Origin of the sequence: Bacillus sp. NPDC077027 (assembly GCF_050269555.1) — a bacterium.
Lineage (GTDB): Bacteria > Bacillota > Bacilli > Bacillales > Bacillaceae > Bacillus.
Genome location: NZ_JBNNIO010000002.1, coordinates 57,336 through 75,768, shown reverse-complemented (window position 1 = coordinate 75,768; position 18,433 = coordinate 57,336). Strand labels below are relative to the sequence as shown.

Genomic DNA, 18,433 nt, shown 5'->3' with positions numbered 1-18,433 from the left:
GATCAGGCCCCTCGAAAAGATTCCTTAGTACTGTAAAGTGTTTTTCCAAATGAGCAAATGCGGACTTAAATTGTAAATTGATTCTACCGTCCCTCGGTCTCTGCCGACCCAAACGCCCATCGTATACGTGTCAGTTAATCCAACAAACCAGATGTCTTTATAGTCGTTGGAAGTACCTGTTTTTCCTCCAATATAAGGTGAACGGAAGTTTGCTTTTTTCCCTGTTCCACTTTTCACAACAGAAGCGAGTAGCTTACGCATCGTTTCATTTGTGCGAGCAGAATATACTTGTTTCGGTGATTCTCTCCATTTGTAAAGGGTTTTCCCGTTTAAATCAGTTACCTTTGTGATCGCATGGCTTTCAGTATATGTACCGCTATTGCCAAACACAGTGTATGCGTCTGTCATTTCAAGCGGTGAAAAGCCTTTTGTAAATCCGCCTAACGCAGAGGGAAGGCGATAATCATCTGCGACAATATGTTTAAAGGAGAATTTCTCTAAGTAGCTAAAGCCCTTGTTCACACCAACTGTATCAAGCATGCGAATAGCAGGAGTGTTGTAGGAATTTTTAAATGCCGTCTCTAAAGTCACCGTTCCATACGTTTTATGGTTATAGTTTTGTGGGCAATAGCCACTATTACAAAACTTTTCTGCACTAATCTTACTAGATGTTGTAGCGCCAGTTTGTTCAATATAAGGGCCATAATCTAATAGCGGTTTTATAGCAGAACCGGGCTGTCTTTGTGCTTGATAGGCATAGTTAAAATCGAATTTTTGATAATTTTTCCCTCCAGCAAGCGCAACAATTTGATGCGTTTGATGGTTCACAACGGCTGCGCCACCTTCCACACCTTGGTATGGCAGCTTTGCATTAAGTTGATAGACGGATCGTTGTTGAAGAAAAGGGTCAAGTGCAGTATAGATTTTCACTCCATCTTTGAGCAAGGCACTTACCTTTTCCGAAAGTTCTTTATGAATGGCTTTCTTTTCGGCATTCGTTTTGGCTTTATTTAACCGTTTGTTAAAGCCCTCAGATTCAGAGATAAGATCTGTAAACTCTTCATTAGCATATGTGACATAATCAGGATAGAGATTTTTCTTTTCGCTTAAATTGAGTTTGATTTTTTGTTTGATCGCTTTTTGATATTGTTTGTTGGTGATGATGCCATCTTCTTTTAAAATGCCAAGAAGTCGTTTTTGGCGTTGTTTTGTATGTTTGAATTGCTTAATCGGATCATACAAAGTCGGGTTATTTGGTATAGCAGAAATAAAAGCCATCTGTGCAAGAGACAGTGAACTGAGCGGCTTATTAAAATAGTAATTTGCTGCAGAACCAACACCGTATACGCCATTGCTGAAATAAATTGTATTGAGGTAGCTTTCTAGAATGTCTTCTTTTGTGAATTTTCGTTCTAATTCATAGGCATATAAAAGCTCTGTGAACTTCCGACTGAAGGAACGTTCGTGGCTTAAATACAAGTTACGAGACAGTTGCTGTGTAATGGTACTTGCACCTTGGCTAATGCCTTGGTTTTTGACATTTGCAGCGAGTGCTCGAACAACCCCTATAAAGTCGACGCCCTTATGATCATAAAAATTCCGATCCTCAGATTTAAGGAAGAGTTCCTTGATGTGATCCGGAATTTTATCGTAGTCTACGAAAATACGATTTTCATCATTTGAGACGATTTCTGAAATTAGCGAACCATCTTGGTCATACATGTAACTGTTTTGGGCAAAATCTATTTTTTCTAGTTTTATTTTTCGGTCAAGCACTTCATTGACAGGTTTTACACTTGCAGCTTCTTCCTTTGATAAGTAAAAAGTAAGTAAGAATAATGGGATAAGCACAGCAAGTAATATCCAACCGATAATTGCTCTGAACATGAGGTCACTCTCTTTCTTCAGATTTCTAGCCATATCGTACCATTCTTTTGCGAATACGAGAAGGTTATTTTTAGAAAAAGAATGGATGAAAAGACCAGAGGGATATTGGGATAAGAATGAAAAAAGAGTGCCTGATCATGCATCAGACACCTTTTTCTTTCGCTTTTGTTTGATACTTCACAGCCCAAAGAAAAAGGGCACCAAACAGAAAAATCATAGCTGTGACATAAAAAACAGCAGGGATGCCGTAATGGCTTGCAACGATACCGCCGATAACTGGCCCGACGACATTCCCGAGAAAACGGAAGCTGACATTATACCCAAGGACTTCACCTTGCATTGAAGTAGGTGCTTTTAAGCGAATATAAGCTGTCGTACAAGGAATAATTCCGCCAAGTGCCATGCCATATAGGAACCTAAACACGACAAGCATCAAATAGGAGTTTGCCATGGCCTGTGGGATGAACAAAAGAGATGAAAGGATGAGTAAAGCAAATAGCACCTTATCATGGCCGATGCGATCCCCAAGCTCTCCCCATTTCCTTGTGAAAAGTAGGTTTCCAAGCCCTGTGGCAGAGAAAGCCAATCCAGCAAAAAAGGCAAGGCTTTCAGGTCCGTGTAGGTCATTGATATAAAGCGCCAAGAGCGGCTGAATGCTAAAATTCCCGACTTGTGTAATAAACGTCAGTAGCATGGTCACCACAAGAAGTGGCTGTTTCAAAATATGAGCAATCACTTCCTTACGAGTATAGGAGACACGTCTAGCTTCTTTTGCACGAAGAGGCTGTTCTTTGACGGCGACAATAATGACGATCACTGATGCAAATATGACAGAAGCCGTTAAGAAAAAGGTATAAATAAATCCTACACTATCTGCCATAAATCCGCCCATGAGTGGCCCGAATAATCCTCCTGCAACATTACTCATCTGCATTGTGCCAAGTGTTTTCCCAGCTGTGGCTTTTTCAGTTTGGGCAGAGATCAGTGCCATTGATGTTGAAATAAAGCCAGTGACAAGCCCCATAAATAAACGAAGAGCAAAGAGCTGATAGACGGTTTGCACAAGTCCCATCAGCAAGATGCTCGTGGCAATGCCGATTCCATTGACTAATAAAATCTTTTTGTAGCCATGTCGATCTCCAATTCTTCCCCAAATCGGTGAAATGAGAAAGGCTGTTAGAAATGTAACCCCAAATACATAACCACTCCACCTTTGGACAAATTCATTGGAATAACTACTATCGAGTGACTCTATGTAAAGAGATAAAAAAGGGACGATCATTGTAATACTTGCCGATACAAAAAAGTTCACAAACCACATGATGTATAGGTTTTTCTTTCTGGTTGTGATAAAGATCACCTTCTTTATATATTTCGTGTTCCTTAATAATTATAAAGCAAAATAAATGATCTTTCATCCCGAGGTAGGTTGGGCATAGTGAATCTGCATTATTTTAGCAAAAATGAAGTGATTTCAAAGTCCGTCTTAATATAATAGTATCAAGACGAAAATGAAACGGGAAAGTGAGGTGAAGACGCTGTGGAACAGAAGGCGTTGCTTGTGGTTGATTTTGAATTTACGATGCCAGACGGTAAGTATCATCCGCAGAATTTTTTTCCTGAAATTATTGAGGCTGGAGTAGTGAAAGCAGTCAATGGAGAAATCCAAGAAACCTTTTCAAGCTATGTCAAACCGAAAAAATTTCCGAAGCTCACAAAACGATGTAAATCATTCTTAGAGATTACTCAGCAAGAGATCGAAAGTGGGATTTCTTTTGAAGCTTTTATTGAGAAGCTCAGTTCACTTGATGGAGGATTGGATTGTGAAATTGTTACTTGGGGGAATATGGATATGAAGGTATTGAAGCAAAATTGTATGCTTAATCATATTACCTTTCCGTTTAAAGGGAAATTACGAGATCTCGCATTTGAATATAAAAACTTTTTTGGTGACAGGACACTTACAGGGCTCAGGAAGGCGGCAAAGGAATATGGCAGTGAAGGAGCTGGTAAGCATCATAAGGCACTCGATGATGCAATGACAACCTATCAGCTACTTACATTATTTGAAAAAGACAAAGCATATTTAGAAAACCCACAGCCAACAAAAATTGGCGAGCTGATAGATTTCTCACATTTTTTTGACTCGACTGATTAACGAGCGTCTTCTGGGAAGTAATCTTTTTCAAGAGAGGTTAAGCAAACGAATGATTTTTTTGCCCATTCAGAATCATCTGAGCTGAGCACCGCTTTCAATTTATTCACAGCTTGTCTAAGCGACACGTGGTAATCAGGCACTTCGCCATCATATGTCTTCACCATATGGTGTGGGATATTGGTTTGTTCTCTAAATGCCAGTGCTCTTCTTTCTTGAAACAAAGGCACATCTATCTGTTTTGGATGGTGAAGATCACCTTGAGTGGGGTGCGTGATGACAGCTTTCACTTGAACGAGATATGCCTCCTGCTTAATCGCTGTCACTTCTCCGATGTAAACACCTGTTTTATAAAAACCTTTCACAATTTGTCCAATATGAACCTCTGTCATTTGAAAATCCTCCATAACCTTCTCATAAGGAAGGTATTTCATGTTTTTTAGCTAATATAGTGGAGTAAAGACTAGAAAGGGGGATCAGAATGTTTCCTTTCGTTGTATCCTTTCTCCTGTACTTCCCTGAAGACAAAAGAGAATATATCCCCGCAGCCATTACAACCGTTCTCTTTTTTATCGCTGCATTGATTTGTTTTCGTCTAATCGTTCGCCATTCTAAAAAAGAAGAGCGAAAACACGAGAAATAGTCAAAAAAATGGAGTGCTCATTTTCTTCTTGTATCTTCAGGAAACTTCACTGTAACCGTCGTACCAGATTGTAAGGAGCTTTTAAAGCGGATGGTTCCATGATGATTTTCAATGATTGAAAAAGTCACAGTGAGTCCAAGACCAGTTCCTTTATTTTTTAAGGTGTAATAAGGTTCGCCAAGCTTTTTCATTTGACTTTCAGTCATGCCAACACCGTTGTCGCTGAAATAGAGGCATATTTTGTGATTCTCTTTTGTAGCCAACAATTCGATCTTTCCTTCATGCTCTGGTGCGGCTTCTATCCCATTTTTAATTAAATTGATCATCACTTGCTTAATTTTCGTTTCGTCCCCTTGTATGTATAAGTCAGTCTCAATTGATTTATGAATGGTCACGGATTTGAAATTCGCATATGAAGTCATAAGTGATGCGCATTCTTCAAGCAAGACGGAGAGGTTCAAGGATTCAATTTGATAGTAGTTTTGTTTGGCGATGTCTAAATAACTAGTAATAATCTCTTGCGCACGGTCAAGCTCAGATAGGACAAGGTTTTTATAATCTTTGCTCGGGTGCTGTTCCTTCGTCGAGTCATTAGAGAAAAGCAATTGAATAAAGCCTCTGACCACTGTGAGTGGATTACGCACTTCATGTGCGACACTTGCCGCAAGCTCACTAACAATCGTCAGTTTTTCTGAATGGACAAGCTGTGTTTTCATTTGTGCATTTTCCTTAATAAACTCAATTGCATAAATACTAATCACGAGGACGAGCACATAATAAAGTGTTGAGAAAAATAATTCGTGAACTTTTTGTTGCATGATAAAAGCTGGACTGTATTCCATTAAACTGACGACAAATAGGCCAATGAATATAAATCCGCTCTTTGCTAAACCAATTACTGCACCGCACATCAGTTTTTTCGTTTTGCTGAACTGCTTCCATTTTTGATAAAAAAGGCAAGGGATGAGAAAGTAGAGCGGAACAACAATCAGTCCGACCCATAGAAAAGAGTCGTACATCACGATCTTCACTGTCGAACTAACCAATATGGCAATGCCGCCAACTGTATAACCTCCATATAAGATGGCAAGTACAAGAGGGACAGATTGAAGTCCAGTCTGCAAATCTAAAATCGAACCAACTGGGTAGATAATACATAGTGCCGAAGAGATAGATGCGAATATTGTGATGAGCAGTTTATTCGTTTTTGGGAAATGAGCAGGTGTTCGGCTGAGCCAAAACGCATGATATAAAAAGATTGGAAATAGAATAAAAGATACATGGAGCAGAAAGTCCTTGAACATTTCCATTTAAATGCTCTCCTCGTAAATAATAGTAATTCCTCTCATTATATCATTTCATGAAGAAAGTAGATATGATAAAAGGTCTGTTTTTTTCTTTAAAAAGAACACCCGCTAGGATGTTCTTTTTGAAAAAATGGGATTATTCGGATGAAGGAGTGAATGCCTTCTGAAGACGTGAAAGTCCTTCTTTTACAGTAGAAAGTGGACAACCAAGGTTCATCCTCATGAAATCTTTCCCTTCATGCCCATAAATATGGCCAAGTTCAAGGATGATTTTTCCTTTTTTAAGCAAATTTCGTTTTAGATCAGCCTGGCTCAACTGGTAATTGTGGTGATCTAACCATAATAAATAAGAGGCATCTGGTTTCATATAACGCATACTTGGAAGTTGTTCATCCACGAAGTTCATTGTAGTGATAAGATTGTTCTCTAAATAAGGTATCAGCGCATTAAGCCACTCGTCTCCATGTAAATATGAAGCTTCTATTGCAGGGATCGCAAAGGTATTGAGTTTTGCTAATCCAGTGCGCTGCAGTGCCTTTGTGAAAAGTGCTCTTTTTCTCTCGTCAGAGATGATGATAGCAGATGCCTGAAGTCCTGCCAAATTAAAGGTTTTACTTGGTGCGACACAGGTTACAGTGATGTCGGCTACTTCATCAGAGACACTGGCAAATGGAGTATGTTTTTTTCCGTATAGCATAAGATCTGAATGAATTTCATCTGAAACAACGATAACGCCATATTGAAGACAAAGCTCGCCAATTTTTTTCAGTTCATCCTGTGACCATGCTCTTCCAGATGGATTGTGCGGATGGCAAAGGAACATAAGCTTAGCCTGTGGGCGCCTTAGTTTCTTTTCTAAATCATCGAAATCAATCATGTATCGGTCATTCTCTATCTTTAACGGGTTGGTCGAAACAATGCGGTCATTCCTCTCGATCATATGGTAAAAAGGGGTGTAAACCGGTGATTGAATGACCACTTCGTCTTGTGGAGACGTAAAGGCTTGAACAGCCATACTAAGAGCGTTCACGATACCTGGTGTGAATGTAATATGTTCTGGATCAACTACCCAGTCATGGCGCCTGTTCATCCAACTAGATACTGCACGCTGCGTGTCAGCATCCTGAATTGAATAACCAAATACCCCATGATCAAGTCGCTCCTTTAAAGCATCTATAACAACCTGTGGTGCTTTAAAATCCATATCTGCCACCCACATAGGTAAAGCATCCTTTGTGAGAAATAAGGACTCTGCTTGATCCCATTTAAGTGATTTTGAACCTCTACGTATTATGTGTTCATCAAAATTCATATTAGCCACCTCTAGTACATTTTTAAAACAATGTTTGTTGTGTTAAAATAAACATCTCAAAATTCATTATAAGCGGTGATTTCCATGAAAGATAGTCAGGCTGTTGAAGAGATGATTCATTTAATTAAGACATGGGACCCTTTTCAATACGGAGAGGACTTTTACGAGACTGAGCCTGCGGATGTCATTGGCGCTGTGTATGACGCAGAAGATCCGGCATGTCTTGCAAAAGACATACAAGCTATCTACCATCACTCATTTGAACAGCTGTTACCAATCAAAAGCTGTCAGGATATAGCGCTAAAGCTGTTTTCAATAAAAGAAAACAGCTCTTGCTCACTCTGAATCATTTATGACAAACTAAAATTGCCAATTTGATCTGAAACAAAGACCGGGTTTTCTTCAGGAATAAGATGCCCGGTTTTTTTTAATGCATGCAGTGTTGAATAGCGTAAATCCTTGTGAAGCCTCTCTCCGATTTGAAGAGGGACAATCCGATCTTCCTCACCCCAAATTAATAGGACAGGGGTTTCCACTTTTTTTAATACATCTGACGTCAAATCACCTTCCCGATGGCGAACGAAGCGCAATAATCCTCTAAATATTTTGTCATCATCAAATGGTCGTAAGTAACCGTCAATCATCTCTTGATCAATAATGGAATGGTCATGGACAACAGCGGTTAAATTTTTCATAATTCCTTGCTTGAGCAGCTGTCTTTTTAAAATTAAATAAAAATAAGGAATATAAGTGCTGTACACAAGTGACCGTTTCGATTTATTCAAGTAGCCTGAACTGCATAGAAGAACAGCTTTTTCAAAAAGGTCAGGTCTTTCTGTTGTTGCATATAAGGCAATTTGTCCACCCATAGAATGACCTACAATGATGGCTCGTTTTACTTTTAAATAGTCTGTTAATTCAATGACAATTTTCGCCATGTTGCGATAGCTGTAGATAAATTTGTTCGACTTCTCTGATTGTCCAAATGGCGGTAAATCAATCGCGATGAGGTCGAAATCTTTTTTTAGTAACGGTATTAATTTTCGATAGCTGAAAGTAGAGGAAAAAAGGCCATGTAACAAGATCAAAGTCTTTTTCCCTTCATTTGGGTAATGCTCATAATAAATGTTTAAACCAAATTTGCTTTTCATAAAAGCTGGCTGGATGATGTCCATACATATCACTCCGATACTCACGTACTGACTGTCTGTTGAATGACTGTATTTTACCCTGAAAAGTGGATCTCAAGCTATGATTTGAACTTTTTCCCTGTTTAGCATAATGGGAAAAACGTGCTATAATGTTCAGAAGATTTTTTAAAAAAATAAGCTTTTTAAATGCAAAGGTGTGAGATCAAATGAAACTAACAGAAAAAGAAACTGAAATATTAGAGATTTTAGATGAAAACAGCCGCGCCGATTTAAAAACAATTGCAAAAATGGCGGATGTAACGTCAGAAGAAGCCGAAGCGATTATTCAAAAGCTTGAAGATAAAAAAGTCATTATCGATTACTCAACGATGATTGATTGGCGCAAGGTAGACGGTCATGAAGGCGTTACAGCTATGATTGATGTCAAAGTAACACCTAAAAGAAGCGTAGGATTTGATGAAATCGCCGAGCGAATTTACCGTTTCCAAGAGGTAGAATCGGTCTATTTAATGTCAGGTGTGTATGATTTATCAGTTGTCATTCGCGGCAGAACGATGTCTGATATTGCAAGTTTTGTTTCGGAGAAGTTATCAACGCTTGATTCCGTTGTTTCAACGACAACCCATTTTATTTTGAAAAAATATAAGCATGATGGGAAAGTGTTTGAAACAGGAGATGATGATAAAAGAATCGTGGTGTCACCGTAAATGAAAAAGTCCTATTTATCTGAAACGGTACAGAGCATTCAGCCGTCAGGTATTCGAAAGTTTTTTGATTTGGCGGCGACGATGGAAGGTGTCATTTCTCTTGGTGTTGGAGAACCTGATTTTGTCACAGCCTGGAATGTTAGGGAAGCGAGCATCATATCACTTGAGCAAGGCTTCACGTCATATACAGCGAATGCGGGTTTACTTTCTTTACGCCGAGAATTAAGCCAATATTTATATAAGCGTTTTCAAGTTGATTATAGTCCAGAAGAAGAACTCATCATTACAGTAGGTGGAAGCCAAGCGCTCGATTTAGCGTTCCGTGCCATTCTAAACAGCGGTGATGAAGTCATTATTCCAGAGCCTTGTTTTGTTGCATATGGTGCACTGACAACACTTGCAGGCGGAGTCCCGATTTATTTAAGCACATCATCAGAAAAGGATTTTAAAGCGAACTCTGATGATTTTAAAACAAAACTTACGACAAAAACGAAAGCCATTTTGCTTTGTACTCCTTCGAATCCAACAGGCTCTGTTTATTCTAAGGAAGAATTAGAAGATATTGCGAACTTTGCTAAAGAGCATGATCTTTTAGTGATCACTGATGAAATATACGCAGAATTAACTTATGATGATGCCTTTACGAGTGTTGCAGCCATTGATGAAATGAAGGAAAGAACGATCTTGATTTCTGGATTCTCAAAGGGGTTTGCGATGACAGGATGGCGCTTAGGGTATGTGGCGGCACCACCAATTCTTCGAGAAGCAATGCTGAAGATTCATCAGTATTCTATGATGTGTGCGCCGTCTATGGCACAGTATGCTGCCGAAGAGGCACTCAAAAACGGTCTTGAAGACGTAGAAAAAATGAAAAAGAGCTATCGAAGACGTAGAAATTTATTTGTTGGCTCATTAAATGAATTAGGTCTTTTATGCCATCAGCCAAATGGCGCGTTTTATGCGTTCCCATCGATTAAAAGCACTGGCATGACCTCAGAGCAATTTGCGGAAGAACTACTTTTAAGTGAAAAAGTAGCAGTGGTTCCGGGGAATGTATTTGGTCCAAGCGGGGAAGGACACATCCGCTGTTCTTATGCATCTTCACTCGACCATCTGCAAGAGTCGCTTTCAAGAATTCAGCGCTTTTTACAAAATAGAGAAGTGAAACAAGAGGCTACCGCTATTTTAAAATAAAAAAGGCACCAATCTTTATTCGACTGATGCCTCACATTAGGGGGGAATACTAGAAAGCATTCTTGTTTTCAGGTATTCCCCCTTTTCATCCAAAGTAAACCTCATTAAAAAAAATTTTGCTATAAAGCCGGTTCTATGATATAGTTTTTAATTGCGTATAAACGATTATTAAAACATTTATTTAGGAGTTGTTATAATGGCGACAAAGTTTGAAGTAGGCAGTGTTTACACTGGTAAAGTAACAGGATTACAAGCGTATGGTGCGTTTGTTGCATTAGATGAAGAAACTCAAGGACTTGTTCATATTTCTGAAGTCACTCATGGTTTTGTAAAAGACATCAACGAGCATCTGACAATTGGTGACGAAGTACAAGTGAAAGTTCTTTCTGTTGACGAAAAAGCTGGAAAAATCAGCCTTTCTATCCGTGCGACTCAAGAAGCACCTGAAAGAAAAGAAAGCAAACCAAAGAAACAAAGACCACAGCAAGTGAAAGAAGATTCTGCTCCACCACAAGGTTTTAATACGCTAAAAGATAAGCTAGAAGAGTGGATTGAGCAATCTAACCGCAAAGACTTGATCAATAAATAAGAAAAGCACCGAATGATATCGGTGCCTTCAAATTGTTGACAAAGGGCTAAAATGATGTTTATTTTAGCCCTTTGTCTTCTTTTTAGCGTGAATGGAAAATCCTTGAAGTCTAGGAAGGTTGAGCACTGGAGCGGAGCGAATGTTAGATTCGTGAGCACCAGCGCGCAGACCTGACAACGAATGCGAGGGTTTGTCTACACGCTGAAGCACCGAATGATATCGGTGCCTTTGGCTGCCACTAGAGGCAGCCTTTTTCTTTATGACGCTCGTGAATTAACGAACCTCTGGCTTTGGTTCGTCACGAACAACCTCTTCACTCGGTTTGAACAACAGACCAAGGTTAACAAGACCTGCGATACCAACAAGACCATAGATAATACGTGATAGTGCAGAACCTTGGCCGCCAAAGATCGCTGCTACTAAGTCAAATTGAAAAAAGCCGATTAGTCCCCAGTTAATAGCACCGATAATCGTGAGCACGAGGGCAGTACGTTGAATGGCGCTCATTGTGATTCCTCCTTTCACTACAGCATTAATACATTTATATTTTGTAGAATTTCAGCCAAACTATGCATAAGAAAAATTGAATCAAGCAAATTCCTTTACAATTTTGAGAAATGAGGCGCATAATGTAGCGCGAGGAGGAGATAACATATGGATCGATTTACGTTTTGGAATCCAACGAAATTAATTTTTGGAAAGGGAGAAGTATCAGCCCTTTCAGATGAACTGAAAAACTACGGTAAAAACGTATTGCTTGTATATGGTGGAGGTAGTATTAAAAGAAATGGTCTTTATGATCAAATGATTGACATTCTAAAGGAATCTGGCGCTATAGTAAGTGAGCTTGGTGGTGTTGAGCCGAATCCACGTTTAACAACTGTAAGAAAAGGCATCGAAATTTGTAAGGAAAACAGTATCGACTTTATTTTGGCAGTCGGAGGCGGAAGTGTTATCGACGCAACGAAAGCAATCGCAGCAGGAGCCAAATATGATGGAGATGCATGGGATATTGTCACAAGAAAACATGTTGTAACGGAGGCTGTCCCATTTGGTACAGTATTAACACTTGCAGCAACAGGCTCAGAAATGAACGCTGGCTCTGTTATCACGAACTGGGAAACAAATGAAAAATATGGTTGGGGTAGCCCAGCAGTATTTCCTAAATTCTCTATCCTTGATCCGGTAAATACATTCACAGTACCAAAAAATCATACAATCTATGGAATGGTGGATATGATGTCTCACGTATTTGAGCAATACTTCCATCATACTGAAAATACACCATACCAAGACCGTATGTGTGAAGGGTTACTTCGGACAGTGATTGAAACAGCACCGAAACTCATCGACGACCTTGAGAACTATGAACTGCGTGAAACGATTTTGTTCACTGGAACAATAGCTTTAAATGGAATGCTTTCAATGGGAGCACGCGGTGATTGGGCATCGCATAATATCGAACATGCTGTGTCTGCTGTATATGACATCCCGCATGCAGGCGGACTTGCCATTCTGTTTCCGAACTGGATGAAGCATGTCATCAAAGAAAACCCAGCTCGCTTTAAGCAATTAGCGGTTCGTGTGTTTGATGTAGATCCAGCTGGTAAAACGGATGAAGAAATAGGATTAGAAGGTATTGAAAAAATAACTGCCTTCTGGACAAGCTTAGGAGCACCAAGTCGTCTTGCTGATTATGATATCAATGATGAAAAAATTGATCTTATTGCTGATCGTGCAATGGCACGAGGTGAATTCGGTCACTTTAAAAAGTTAAACAAAGAGGATGTTCTTGCGATTTTAAATAATTCCCTATAAAATGGAAAGAGATAGCTGCATTCGTGCAGTTATCTTTTTTGAGTTATTCGTGTAAATATGTTACAGTGGTCATTCTTGATTTTTCGTAGAAATACTTGTAGTAAGGAGAGGCTTTGCCCAATGGAAAACTTTATTTATTATAATCCTACTAAATTAATGTTCGGAAAAGGACAGATAGAAGAACTGAAAAACGAGCTTTCTCGTTATGGAAAGCGAGTATTACTTGTATATGGCGGAGGAAGTATTAAGAAGAACGGTCTTTATGACAAAGTGCTTCACGCTTTAAAGGATGCAAATGCTACTGCATTTGAACTAGCGGGAGTTGAACCAAACCCACGTCTTTCTACAGTAAAAAGAGGCATCGACATTTGCCGTAATGAAAAGATTGATTTCTTGTTAGCTGTAGGCGGCGGCAGTGTCATTGATTGTACGAAGGCTATTGCAGCTGGTGCTGAGTATGATGGCGATGTATGGGATATCATTTCAAAACAAACAACTGCACAAAAAGCCTTACCATTTGGCACAATCTTAACATTAGCGGCAACAGGTTCAGAAATGAACCCTGATTCTGTTATTACAAACTGGGAAACAAATGAAAAATATGTTTGGGGCAGCTCAGTGACTCATCCTACTTTCTCTATTTTAGATCCTGAGCATACGTACTCTGTTCCTGAGAATCAAACGGTTTATGGAATGGTTGATATGATGAGCCACGTCTTTGAACAGTATTTCCATAATGTTCAAAATACACCTCTTCAAGATCGTATGTGTTTCGCTGTATTACAAACGGTCATTGAAACAGCACCAAAGCTACTTGAAGACTTAAGCAGCTATGAACACCGTGAAACGATTTTGTATGCTGGGACAATTGCGTTAAATGGCACACTGCAAATGGGCTATTTTGGCGACTGGTCATCACATACGATTGAGCATGCTGTATCTGCAGTATATGATATTCCACATGCAGGCGGTCTGGCGATTCTCTTCCCGAACTGGATGCGTCATACCCTCGATCACAATGTAACACGCTTCAAAAACTTGATGCTCCATATGTTTGATATTGAGACCGAAGGCAAATCTGATCGAGATATTGCACTAGAAGGAATTGAGAAGCTCTCTGCCTTCTGGACAAGTCTAGGTGCCCCAAATCGCTTAAGTGATTATGGCATCGGAGAAGAAAAACTTGAAATGATCGCAGATATTGCGGCAAAAGAAATGGAACACGGTGGATTTGGTAACTTCATGAAATTGAACCGTGATGATATCCTTTCGATCTTAAAAGCATCTCTATAAAACACTAGCCGTTTTTCCTTTGTGGGAAACGGCTTTTTTCATGTGGAGGGAGGATTACTTGATTTCATGGGGCAGTTCGGCTAAAGTGAAAGGGATAGACTAACGTAATGGAGGGCACACAAGCGATGACACATATTCAATTTGACTACTCAAAAGCGTTACCTTTCTTTAAGGAACATGAGATTACATATTTGAAAGATTTTGTGAAAGTGGCACATCATAATATTCATGAGCAAACAGGGACAGGCAGTGATTATTTAGGATGGGTAGACTTACCGAAAAATTACGACCGTGAAGAATTTGCTCGTATTCAAAATAGTGCAAAGAAAATTAAATCCGATTCTGATGTTCTACTAGTTGTCGGAATTGGTGGCTCTTATCTTGGCGCACGTGCTGCGATTGAGTTTTTAAATCATTCCTTCTACAACGCTTTGCCAAAAGGAAAGCGTAAAACACCACAAATCATCTTTATCGGTAACAACATCAGCTCTTCTTATTTAAAAGATGTAATGGATCTGCTTGAAGATGCAGACTTCTCCATCAACGTCATATCTAAATCAGGTACAACAACTGAGCCAGCCATTGCGTTTAGAATCTTTAAGAAGCTCCTTATTGAAAAATATGGTGCAGAAGAAGCGAAGAAACGCATTTATGCGACAACAGATAAAGCACGAGGCGCATTGAAAACATTAGCGAATGAAGAAGGATATGAATCGTTTATCATTCCAGATGATGTCGGTGGTCGCTACTCTGTTCTAACAGCGGTTGGTCTCTTACCAATTGCAGTTAGCGGTGCAGACATTGAGCAAATGATGGAAGGTGCTGCGAAAGCTAGTGAAGATTTCTCTTCTTCTGAGCTATCAGAAAATGCGGCTTACCAATATGCTGTCGTACGAAATGTTCTTTACAATAAAGGTAGAACCATTGAGATGCTGATTAATTATGAGCCGGGGCTTCAATATTTTGCGGAATGGTGGAAACAGCTATTTGGCGAAAGTGAAGGAAAAGATGAAAAAGGGATCTATCCATCATCTGCCAACTTCTCAACGGATCTTCATTCTCTTGGTCAATATGTACAAGAAGGAAGAAGAGACTTGTTTGAAACTGTTGTGAATGTAGACAAGCCTAGACATGAACTTGTGATCGAAGCCGAGAATCAAGATTTGGACGGACTCAACTACTTAGCGGGTCAAACGGTAGATTTCGTGAACAAGAAGGCGTTTGAAGGAACAATGCTTGCTCATACAGATGGGAAAGTACCGAACCTCATTGTCACGATTCCAGAAATGGATGCTTACACATTTGGTTACCTCGTCTACTTCTTTGAAAAAGCTTGTGCAATGTCAGGTTACCTTCTAGGAGTTAATCCATTTGATCAACCAGGCGTTGAAGCATACAAGGTCAATATGTTTGCCCTTTTAGGAAAACCAGGCTTTGAAGAGAAAAAAGCAGAGCTTGAAAATCGTCTAAAACAATCTTAAATTGTGAAAAAGCACATCCTGACAATAGGGTGTGCCTTTTTTCATTGTGCAAGAAATAAGTGCAAGCAATCCTGTCCCGTCCTTCATATGATGCATAACAGAGGAGTGTGAAACTTACATGAAAACCAATAAGATTTACATTCAAGATATTTCTGGGCAGGCAATTGTGAATTTCGGTAATGTAGGCAGGATTTGTCCCATGAGTGCATCCAAGGATGTTGCAGGATCTGGTAGTGCGAATAATAGTGGCAATCTGACAGCTGATCAGAGTGTATATAGTGCAACCTTTACAAAGAGTGTACAAATCAATAGAGGCAGATGTATGAATTCTTCACTTTGACGAACCCTATGAAAAAAGGAGGGTTCAATATGATCCATGTACCATCCAAGCTAACAGATGAAAGCTTTTCGTTATATCATTTAGAAGAAACAATGAAACCGCTTGGCTATGTCATTAATGGCAACTGGGATTATGATCATGGCTACTTTGATTACAAAATTGATAACCGTGACGGCTACATCTTTCTTCGAGTTCCATTTACAGCTGAAAAAGGCCAGCTTGATGAGCCTGGAGTTGTTGTCAAACTGGGATTTCCTTTTTTACTTAAACATGTATATCAAGACAAACTAGATGATCATGCGATGATCGGTCATTTGCAAGCTTCATTCAACCAGTTTCAAGAACCGAAAGATAAAGATGGAGACGTCTCACAAGTATACGTTGAAATTGGCTTTTCCTTAGTCAAAGAATTAGAAGAAGCACTGCTTTAAAGAGCAATCAGCTCATCTTCTGGGTGAAGCTCATATGTAAAAGGAGGATTCATCATAGGTCCTTCTTTTTTTTGTACGCCAATTAAAATCACATGATGATCTAAAAAATGCTGTAGGGCAGTTAAAAAGGTTTCGCCAATGAGCGCCTTTGGAACAGGAATGATGGTGATATTTTTATGGAGGGTCATTTTCTTTTTTTTCTTCAAGGAAGTAAGCTGCTCTTTCAATAGAAAATGCTCTACCATTAAATGATTGACTGCATCAGATGTGTGAATCACCTGGTTTGCCCCAGCCCGTTCTGCATTTTTTACATACCGATCAGTCAAAATTTCAATCAGACAGTATAATGTGGGATTGAGCCCTTTTGCTGCAAGTAATGTTAAAACGCTTTGCATATCCGCTGTTAATTCATTTTCGTGCTGATCAGCAGTGATGATCAGCGAATCTGCTTCAAAAATATTTGCTTTGCGGAGTGTAGCATCCTCTGTACCATGTCCCTTAATAAAATGTACATTTCTAAGAAGCGGTCCTTCTTTTAAAGACTCATCAATGAGTACAACAGTCATCATGGGATCAATTGTATGAAACGATTGAAGCAGCTTATTGGTCTTCTCGTTCCAGCCAACAATAATGAGATGGCCTTTTCCTTTAAAGGAAACTTTGCCTTCTACATAATGATGCTGTTTACTAAAAATCGCTGCGGCAAATGTGGCGAAATAAGCCGTTATAAAGCTTGCACCAATCAAGATCAATGCCATTCCAACAATTTGTCCAGGAACGGTTTGGGGAACAAAATCACCGTAACCAACCGTTGAAATCGTAATTAATGCCCACCATACCCCGTCGAGAACCGTATGATATTGCTTAGGCTCTATCCAAACAATGGCTTGACCAAAAAAAAGAAGGATAAAACAAATAATAATGGCAATTCGTAGATAAATCGGCCACCTTAACCAAGCGATGAAGATTCGATTTGATTTCATATCACTCTTCCTTTCAAAGGCAAGTAATGTCAGTATGCCCGAATTTCCAAAAGTTTTTTCATCATCGGCATGTATGTGGGCGGATACCATATCTTAAAATAAGAAGGAGGGAATGTAGATGACATTTTTTCAAAAGACCTTACTTCTTTTTATCGGTGCACAGTTTTTATCTTCGGCAATGATTTTACTGATTTTTGATTTAAATGCCGTCAATCACTTTATGAATGGCTTTTCATGGGGAAATTTTTTTCAGGAGATTTATGGAACATTTACCTTCTATACGGCTGTGATTGGAATGTCCGTCTTTTTAGTAGGAGTAGCAGTTCCGCTCAAAAAGACCTAGTGCTTTTTACTGTACATGCTACATAAAAATCATTAAAATTGTAAATAAATATATAAAATAAAAGGAAGCTGATAAACATGCTGATATTTTATTTTTTAACTTTTGCCGCATTGGGTTTATCATTTTGGGCACAATTTAAAGTGAAGAATAATTTTGAAAAATATTCAAAGGTAGAGGCAGCTAGTATGAAAACAGGTGCTGAAACCGCTAGATATATCTTAGATCGCAACGGGTTATATGATGTACCTGTTGAACCGGTAAGAGGAACCTTAACTGATCATTACGATCCAACGCAGCGCGTCGTCCGTCTATCTGAGTCAGTCTATTATGGTCACTCCATTTCAGCGATTTCGGTGGCTTCTCATGAGGTCGGACATGCTCTTCAGCATCAGGAATCATATGGTGCACTTGTACTGAGACATAAAATCTTTCCTGTCGTCAACTTTGCATCTGGCGTTGCTCCGCTCCTTTTCCTTGGCGGACTTTTGCTTGGAAGCTTAAACTTAATCGGCTTAGGTATCATCCTGTTTTCAGCTGCGGTGTTTTTCCAGCTTGTGACATTACCTGTTGAGTTTAATGCAAGTTCGCGTGCAAAAGATATCATTGTTTCAGAAGGAATCATTAGAAGTAGTGAAGAAAGAGGCGTAAATAAGGTATTAAATGCAGCGGCATTAACTTATGTGGCAGCAGCACTTGTATCGCTCTTTGAATTACTCCGATTTGTGATGATCTTCCTTAACGGTCGTAATGATTAAATGATGCCAGAGGAGGTGAGCCCTTACCTAGCCAGTAGGTGAGG

Annotated in this window: 21 protein-coding genes; 13 read left to right on the top strand and 8 right to left on the bottom strand. The window is 39.4% G+C overall.

Annotated features, from left to right (window positions below):
• Positions 1–24 precede the first annotated feature (24 nt).
• Positions 25–1,887, bottom strand: a complete 1,863-nt coding sequence (locus ACQKEZ_RS05975) for a transglycosylase domain-containing protein (protein ID WP_427299413.1) — start codon at positions 1,885–1,887, stop codon at positions 25–27.
• A gap of 142 nt (positions 1,888–2,029) precedes the next feature.
• On the bottom strand, positions 2,030–3,208 hold the full coding sequence (locus ACQKEZ_RS05970) for an MFS transporter (protein ID WP_427299412.1): 1,179 nt from the start codon (positions 3,206–3,208) through the stop codon (positions 2,030–2,032).
• 219 nt (positions 3,209–3,427) lie between these two features.
• Between ACQKEZ_RS05970 and kapD the strand changes: the two genes are divergently transcribed.
• The gene (kapD, locus tag ACQKEZ_RS05965) at positions 3,428–4,045 is read left to right on the top strand and encodes a 3'-5' exonuclease KapD (protein WP_427299411.1); all 618 of its coding nucleotides are present in this window, start codon (positions 3,428–3,430) and stop codon (positions 4,043–4,045) included.
• Here the strand turns inward: kapD and ACQKEZ_RS05960 are convergent.
• Positions 4,042–4,434 carry a kinase-associated lipoprotein B gene (locus tag ACQKEZ_RS05960; protein WP_427299410.1) on the bottom strand — a complete coding sequence of 131 codons (393 nt, stop codon included), beginning with the start codon at positions 4,432–4,434 and terminating at the stop codon, positions 4,042–4,044. The two genes, kapD and ACQKEZ_RS05960, sit on opposite strands and share 4 nt — an antisense overlap.
• A gap of 89 nt (positions 4,435–4,523) precedes the next feature.
• On the opposite strand from ACQKEZ_RS05960, the gene ACQKEZ_RS05955 reads away from it, so the two are divergent.
• A complete protein-coding gene (locus ACQKEZ_RS05955; protein ID WP_427299409.1) occupies positions 4,524–4,685 on the top strand; it encodes a hypothetical protein in 162 nt (53 codons plus the stop codon).
• A gap of 17 nt (positions 4,686–4,702) precedes the next feature.
• Here ACQKEZ_RS05955 and ACQKEZ_RS05950 read toward each other — a convergent pair whose 3' ends face one another.
• A complete protein-coding gene (locus ACQKEZ_RS05950) occupies positions 4,703–5,995 on the bottom strand; it encodes an ATP-binding protein (RefSeq protein ID WP_427299408.1) in 1,293 nt (430 codons plus the stop codon).
• Between the two features lie 133 nt (positions 5,996–6,128).
• Positions 6,129–7,304: a MalY/PatB family protein gene (locus ACQKEZ_RS05945; protein WP_427299407.1), complete on the bottom strand. Its 1,176-nt coding sequence runs from the start codon at positions 7,302–7,304 to the stop codon at positions 6,129–6,131.
• 84 nt (positions 7,305–7,388) lie between these two features.
• Here ACQKEZ_RS05945 and ACQKEZ_RS05940 point away from each other — a divergent pair, with 84 nt between their 5' ends.
• Positions 7,389–7,649 carry a DUF1871 family protein gene (locus ACQKEZ_RS05940; RefSeq protein WP_427299406.1) on the top strand — a complete coding sequence of 87 codons (261 nt, stop codon included), beginning with the start codon at positions 7,389–7,391 and terminating at the stop codon, positions 7,647–7,649.
• Positions 7,650–7,654: 5 nt separating this feature from the next.
• Here the strand turns inward: ACQKEZ_RS05940 and ACQKEZ_RS05935 are convergent, their stop codons facing one another.
• Positions 7,655–8,479 (bottom strand): alpha/beta fold hydrolase, encoded by an 825-nt coding sequence (locus tag ACQKEZ_RS05935; RefSeq protein WP_427299405.1) that lies wholly within the window; start codon positions 8,477–8,479, stop codon positions 7,655–7,657.
• A 182-nt stretch (positions 8,480–8,661) separates the two neighbouring features.
• Between ACQKEZ_RS05935 and ACQKEZ_RS05930 the strand changes: the two genes are divergently transcribed.
• The 3 genes from ACQKEZ_RS05930 (at position 8,662) to yugI (ending at position 10,945) form a co-directional block, all read left to right on the top strand.
• Positions 8,662–9,162 carry an Lrp/AsnC family transcriptional regulator gene (locus tag ACQKEZ_RS05930; RefSeq protein WP_427299404.1) on the top strand — a complete coding sequence of 167 codons (501 nt, stop codon included), beginning with the start codon at positions 8,662–8,664 and terminating at the stop codon, positions 9,160–9,162.
• Entirely contained in the window at positions 9,163–10,356 is a 1,194-nt protein-coding gene (locus tag ACQKEZ_RS05925) for an aminotransferase (protein WP_427299403.1), read from the top strand. It abuts the gene before it with no gap.
• A gap of 196 nt (positions 10,357–10,552) precedes the next feature.
• A complete protein-coding gene (gene yugI, locus ACQKEZ_RS05920) occupies positions 10,553–10,945 on the top strand; it encodes a S1 domain-containing post-transcriptional regulator GSP13 (protein WP_427299402.1) in 393 nt (130 codons plus the stop codon).
• A 273-nt stretch (positions 10,946–11,218) separates the two neighbouring features.
• Here yugI and ACQKEZ_RS05915 read toward each other — a convergent pair whose 3' ends face one another.
• Positions 11,219–11,452, bottom strand: coding sequence for a DUF378 domain-containing protein (locus ACQKEZ_RS05915; protein ID WP_427299401.1), 234 nt, complete (start codon positions 11,450–11,452; stop codon positions 11,219–11,221).
• 147 nt (positions 11,453–11,599) lie between these two features.
• Between ACQKEZ_RS05915 and ACQKEZ_RS05910 the strand changes: the two genes are divergently transcribed.
• The 5 genes from ACQKEZ_RS05910 (at position 11,600) to ACQKEZ_RS05890 (ending at position 16,308) form a co-directional block, all read left to right on the top strand.
• Complete coding sequence (locus tag ACQKEZ_RS05910) at positions 11,600–12,763, top strand: iron-containing alcohol dehydrogenase (protein ID WP_427299400.1); 1,164 nt, start codon at positions 11,600–11,602, stop codon at positions 12,761–12,763.
• A 120-nt stretch (positions 12,764–12,883) separates the two neighbouring features.
• Positions 12,884–14,056, top strand: coding sequence for an iron-containing alcohol dehydrogenase (locus ACQKEZ_RS05905; RefSeq protein WP_427299399.1), 1,173 nt, complete (start codon positions 12,884–12,886; stop codon positions 14,054–14,056).
• Between the two features lie 125 nt (positions 14,057–14,181).
• Positions 14,182–15,537, top strand: a complete 1,356-nt coding sequence (locus ACQKEZ_RS05900; RefSeq protein ID WP_427299398.1) for a glucose-6-phosphate isomerase — start codon at positions 14,182–14,184, stop codon at positions 15,535–15,537.
• A gap of 118 nt (positions 15,538–15,655) precedes the next feature.
• Positions 15,656–15,877 carry a spore germination protein gene (locus tag ACQKEZ_RS05895; protein WP_427299397.1) on the top strand — a complete coding sequence of 74 codons (222 nt, stop codon included), beginning with the start codon at positions 15,656–15,658 and terminating at the stop codon, positions 15,875–15,877.
• Positions 15,878–15,906: 29 nt separating this feature from the next.
• Positions 15,907–16,308 (top strand): YugN-like family protein, encoded by a 402-nt coding sequence (locus tag ACQKEZ_RS05890; protein WP_427299396.1) that lies wholly within the window; start codon positions 15,907–15,909, stop codon positions 16,306–16,308.
• On the opposite strand, the gene ACQKEZ_RS05885 is transcribed toward ACQKEZ_RS05890, so the two are convergent.
• Complete coding sequence (locus ACQKEZ_RS05885) at positions 16,305–17,291, bottom strand: potassium channel family protein (RefSeq protein ID WP_427299395.1); 987 nt, start codon at positions 17,289–17,291, stop codon at positions 16,305–16,307. The genes ACQKEZ_RS05890 and ACQKEZ_RS05885 overlap by 4 nt on opposite strands.
• A gap of 118 nt (positions 17,292–17,409) precedes the next feature.
• Between ACQKEZ_RS05885 and ACQKEZ_RS05880 the strand changes: the two genes are divergently transcribed.
• Together ACQKEZ_RS05880 and ACQKEZ_RS05875 are read left to right on the top strand one after the other, a co-directional pair.
• Positions 17,410–17,634: a hypothetical protein gene (locus tag ACQKEZ_RS05880; protein WP_427299394.1), complete on the top strand. Its 225-nt coding sequence runs from the start codon at positions 17,410–17,412 to the stop codon at positions 17,632–17,634.
• An 80-nt stretch (positions 17,635–17,714) separates the two neighbouring features.
• Complete coding sequence (locus tag ACQKEZ_RS05875) at positions 17,715–18,389, top strand: zinc metallopeptidase (protein WP_427300475.1); 675 nt, start codon at positions 17,715–17,717, stop codon at positions 18,387–18,389.
• Positions 18,390–18,433: the final 44 nt, after the last annotated feature.

What these genes read in the sequence shown, in the direction of transcription:
- ACQKEZ_RS05975 (WP_427299413.1), bottom strand. Translation starts at nt 1,887, where the DNA reads ATGTTCAGAGCAATTATCGGTTGGATATTACTTGCTGTGCTTATCCCA.
- ACQKEZ_RS05970 (WP_427299412.1), bottom strand. Translation starts at nt 3,208, where the DNA reads ATGTGGTTTGTGAACTTTTTTGTATCGGCAAGTATTACAATGATCGTC.
- ACQKEZ_RS05960 (WP_427299410.1), bottom strand. Translation starts at nt 4,434, where the DNA reads ATGACAGAGGTTCATATTGGACAAATTGTGAAAGGTTTTTATAAAACA.
- ACQKEZ_RS05955 (WP_427299409.1), top strand. Translation starts at nt 4,524, where the DNA reads ATGTTTCCTTTCGTTGTATCCTTTCTCCTGTACTTCCCTGAAGACAAA.
- ACQKEZ_RS05950 (WP_427299408.1), bottom strand. Translation starts at nt 5,995, where the DNA reads ATGGAAATGTTCAAGGACTTTCTGCTCCATGTATCTTTTATTCTATTT.
- ACQKEZ_RS05945 (WP_427299407.1), bottom strand. Translation starts at nt 7,304, where the DNA reads ATGAATTTTGATGAACACATAATACGTAGAGGTTCAAAATCACTTAAA.
- ACQKEZ_RS05940 (WP_427299406.1), top strand. Translation starts at nt 7,389, where the DNA reads ATGAAAGATAGTCAGGCTGTTGAAGAGATGATTCATTTAATTAAGACA.
- ACQKEZ_RS05935 (WP_427299405.1), bottom strand. Translation starts at nt 8,479, where the DNA reads ATGGACATCATCCAGCCAGCTTTTATGAAAAGCAAATTTGGTTTAAAC.
- ACQKEZ_RS05930 (WP_427299404.1), top strand. Translation starts at nt 8,662, where the DNA reads ATGAAACTAACAGAAAAAGAAACTGAAATATTAGAGATTTTAGATGAA.
- ACQKEZ_RS05925 (WP_427299403.1), top strand. Translation starts at nt 9,163, where the DNA reads ATGAAAAAGTCCTATTTATCTGAAACGGTACAGAGCATTCAGCCGTCA.
- yugI (WP_427299402.1), top strand. Translation starts at nt 10,553, where the DNA reads ATGGCGACAAAGTTTGAAGTAGGCAGTGTTTACACTGGTAAAGTAACA.
- ACQKEZ_RS05915 (WP_427299401.1), bottom strand. Translation starts at nt 11,452, where the DNA reads ATGAGCGCCATTCAACGTACTGCCCTCGTGCTCACGATTATCGGTGCT.
- ACQKEZ_RS05910 (WP_427299400.1), top strand. Translation starts at nt 11,600, where the DNA reads ATGGATCGATTTACGTTTTGGAATCCAACGAAATTAATTTTTGGAAAG.
- ACQKEZ_RS05905 (WP_427299399.1), top strand. Translation starts at nt 12,884, where the DNA reads ATGGAAAACTTTATTTATTATAATCCTACTAAATTAATGTTCGGAAAA.
- ACQKEZ_RS05900 (WP_427299398.1), top strand. Translation starts at nt 14,182, where the DNA reads ATGACACATATTCAATTTGACTACTCAAAAGCGTTACCTTTCTTTAAG.
- ACQKEZ_RS05895 (WP_427299397.1), top strand. Translation starts at nt 15,656, where the DNA reads ATGAAAACCAATAAGATTTACATTCAAGATATTTCTGGGCAGGCAATT.
- ACQKEZ_RS05890 (WP_427299396.1), top strand. Translation starts at nt 15,907, where the DNA reads ATGATCCATGTACCATCCAAGCTAACAGATGAAAGCTTTTCGTTATAT.
- ACQKEZ_RS05885 (WP_427299395.1), bottom strand. Translation starts at nt 17,291, where the DNA reads ATGAAATCAAATCGAATCTTCATCGCTTGGTTAAGGTGGCCGATTTAT.
- ACQKEZ_RS05880 (WP_427299394.1), top strand. Translation starts at nt 17,410, where the DNA reads ATGACATTTTTTCAAAAGACCTTACTTCTTTTTATCGGTGCACAGTTT.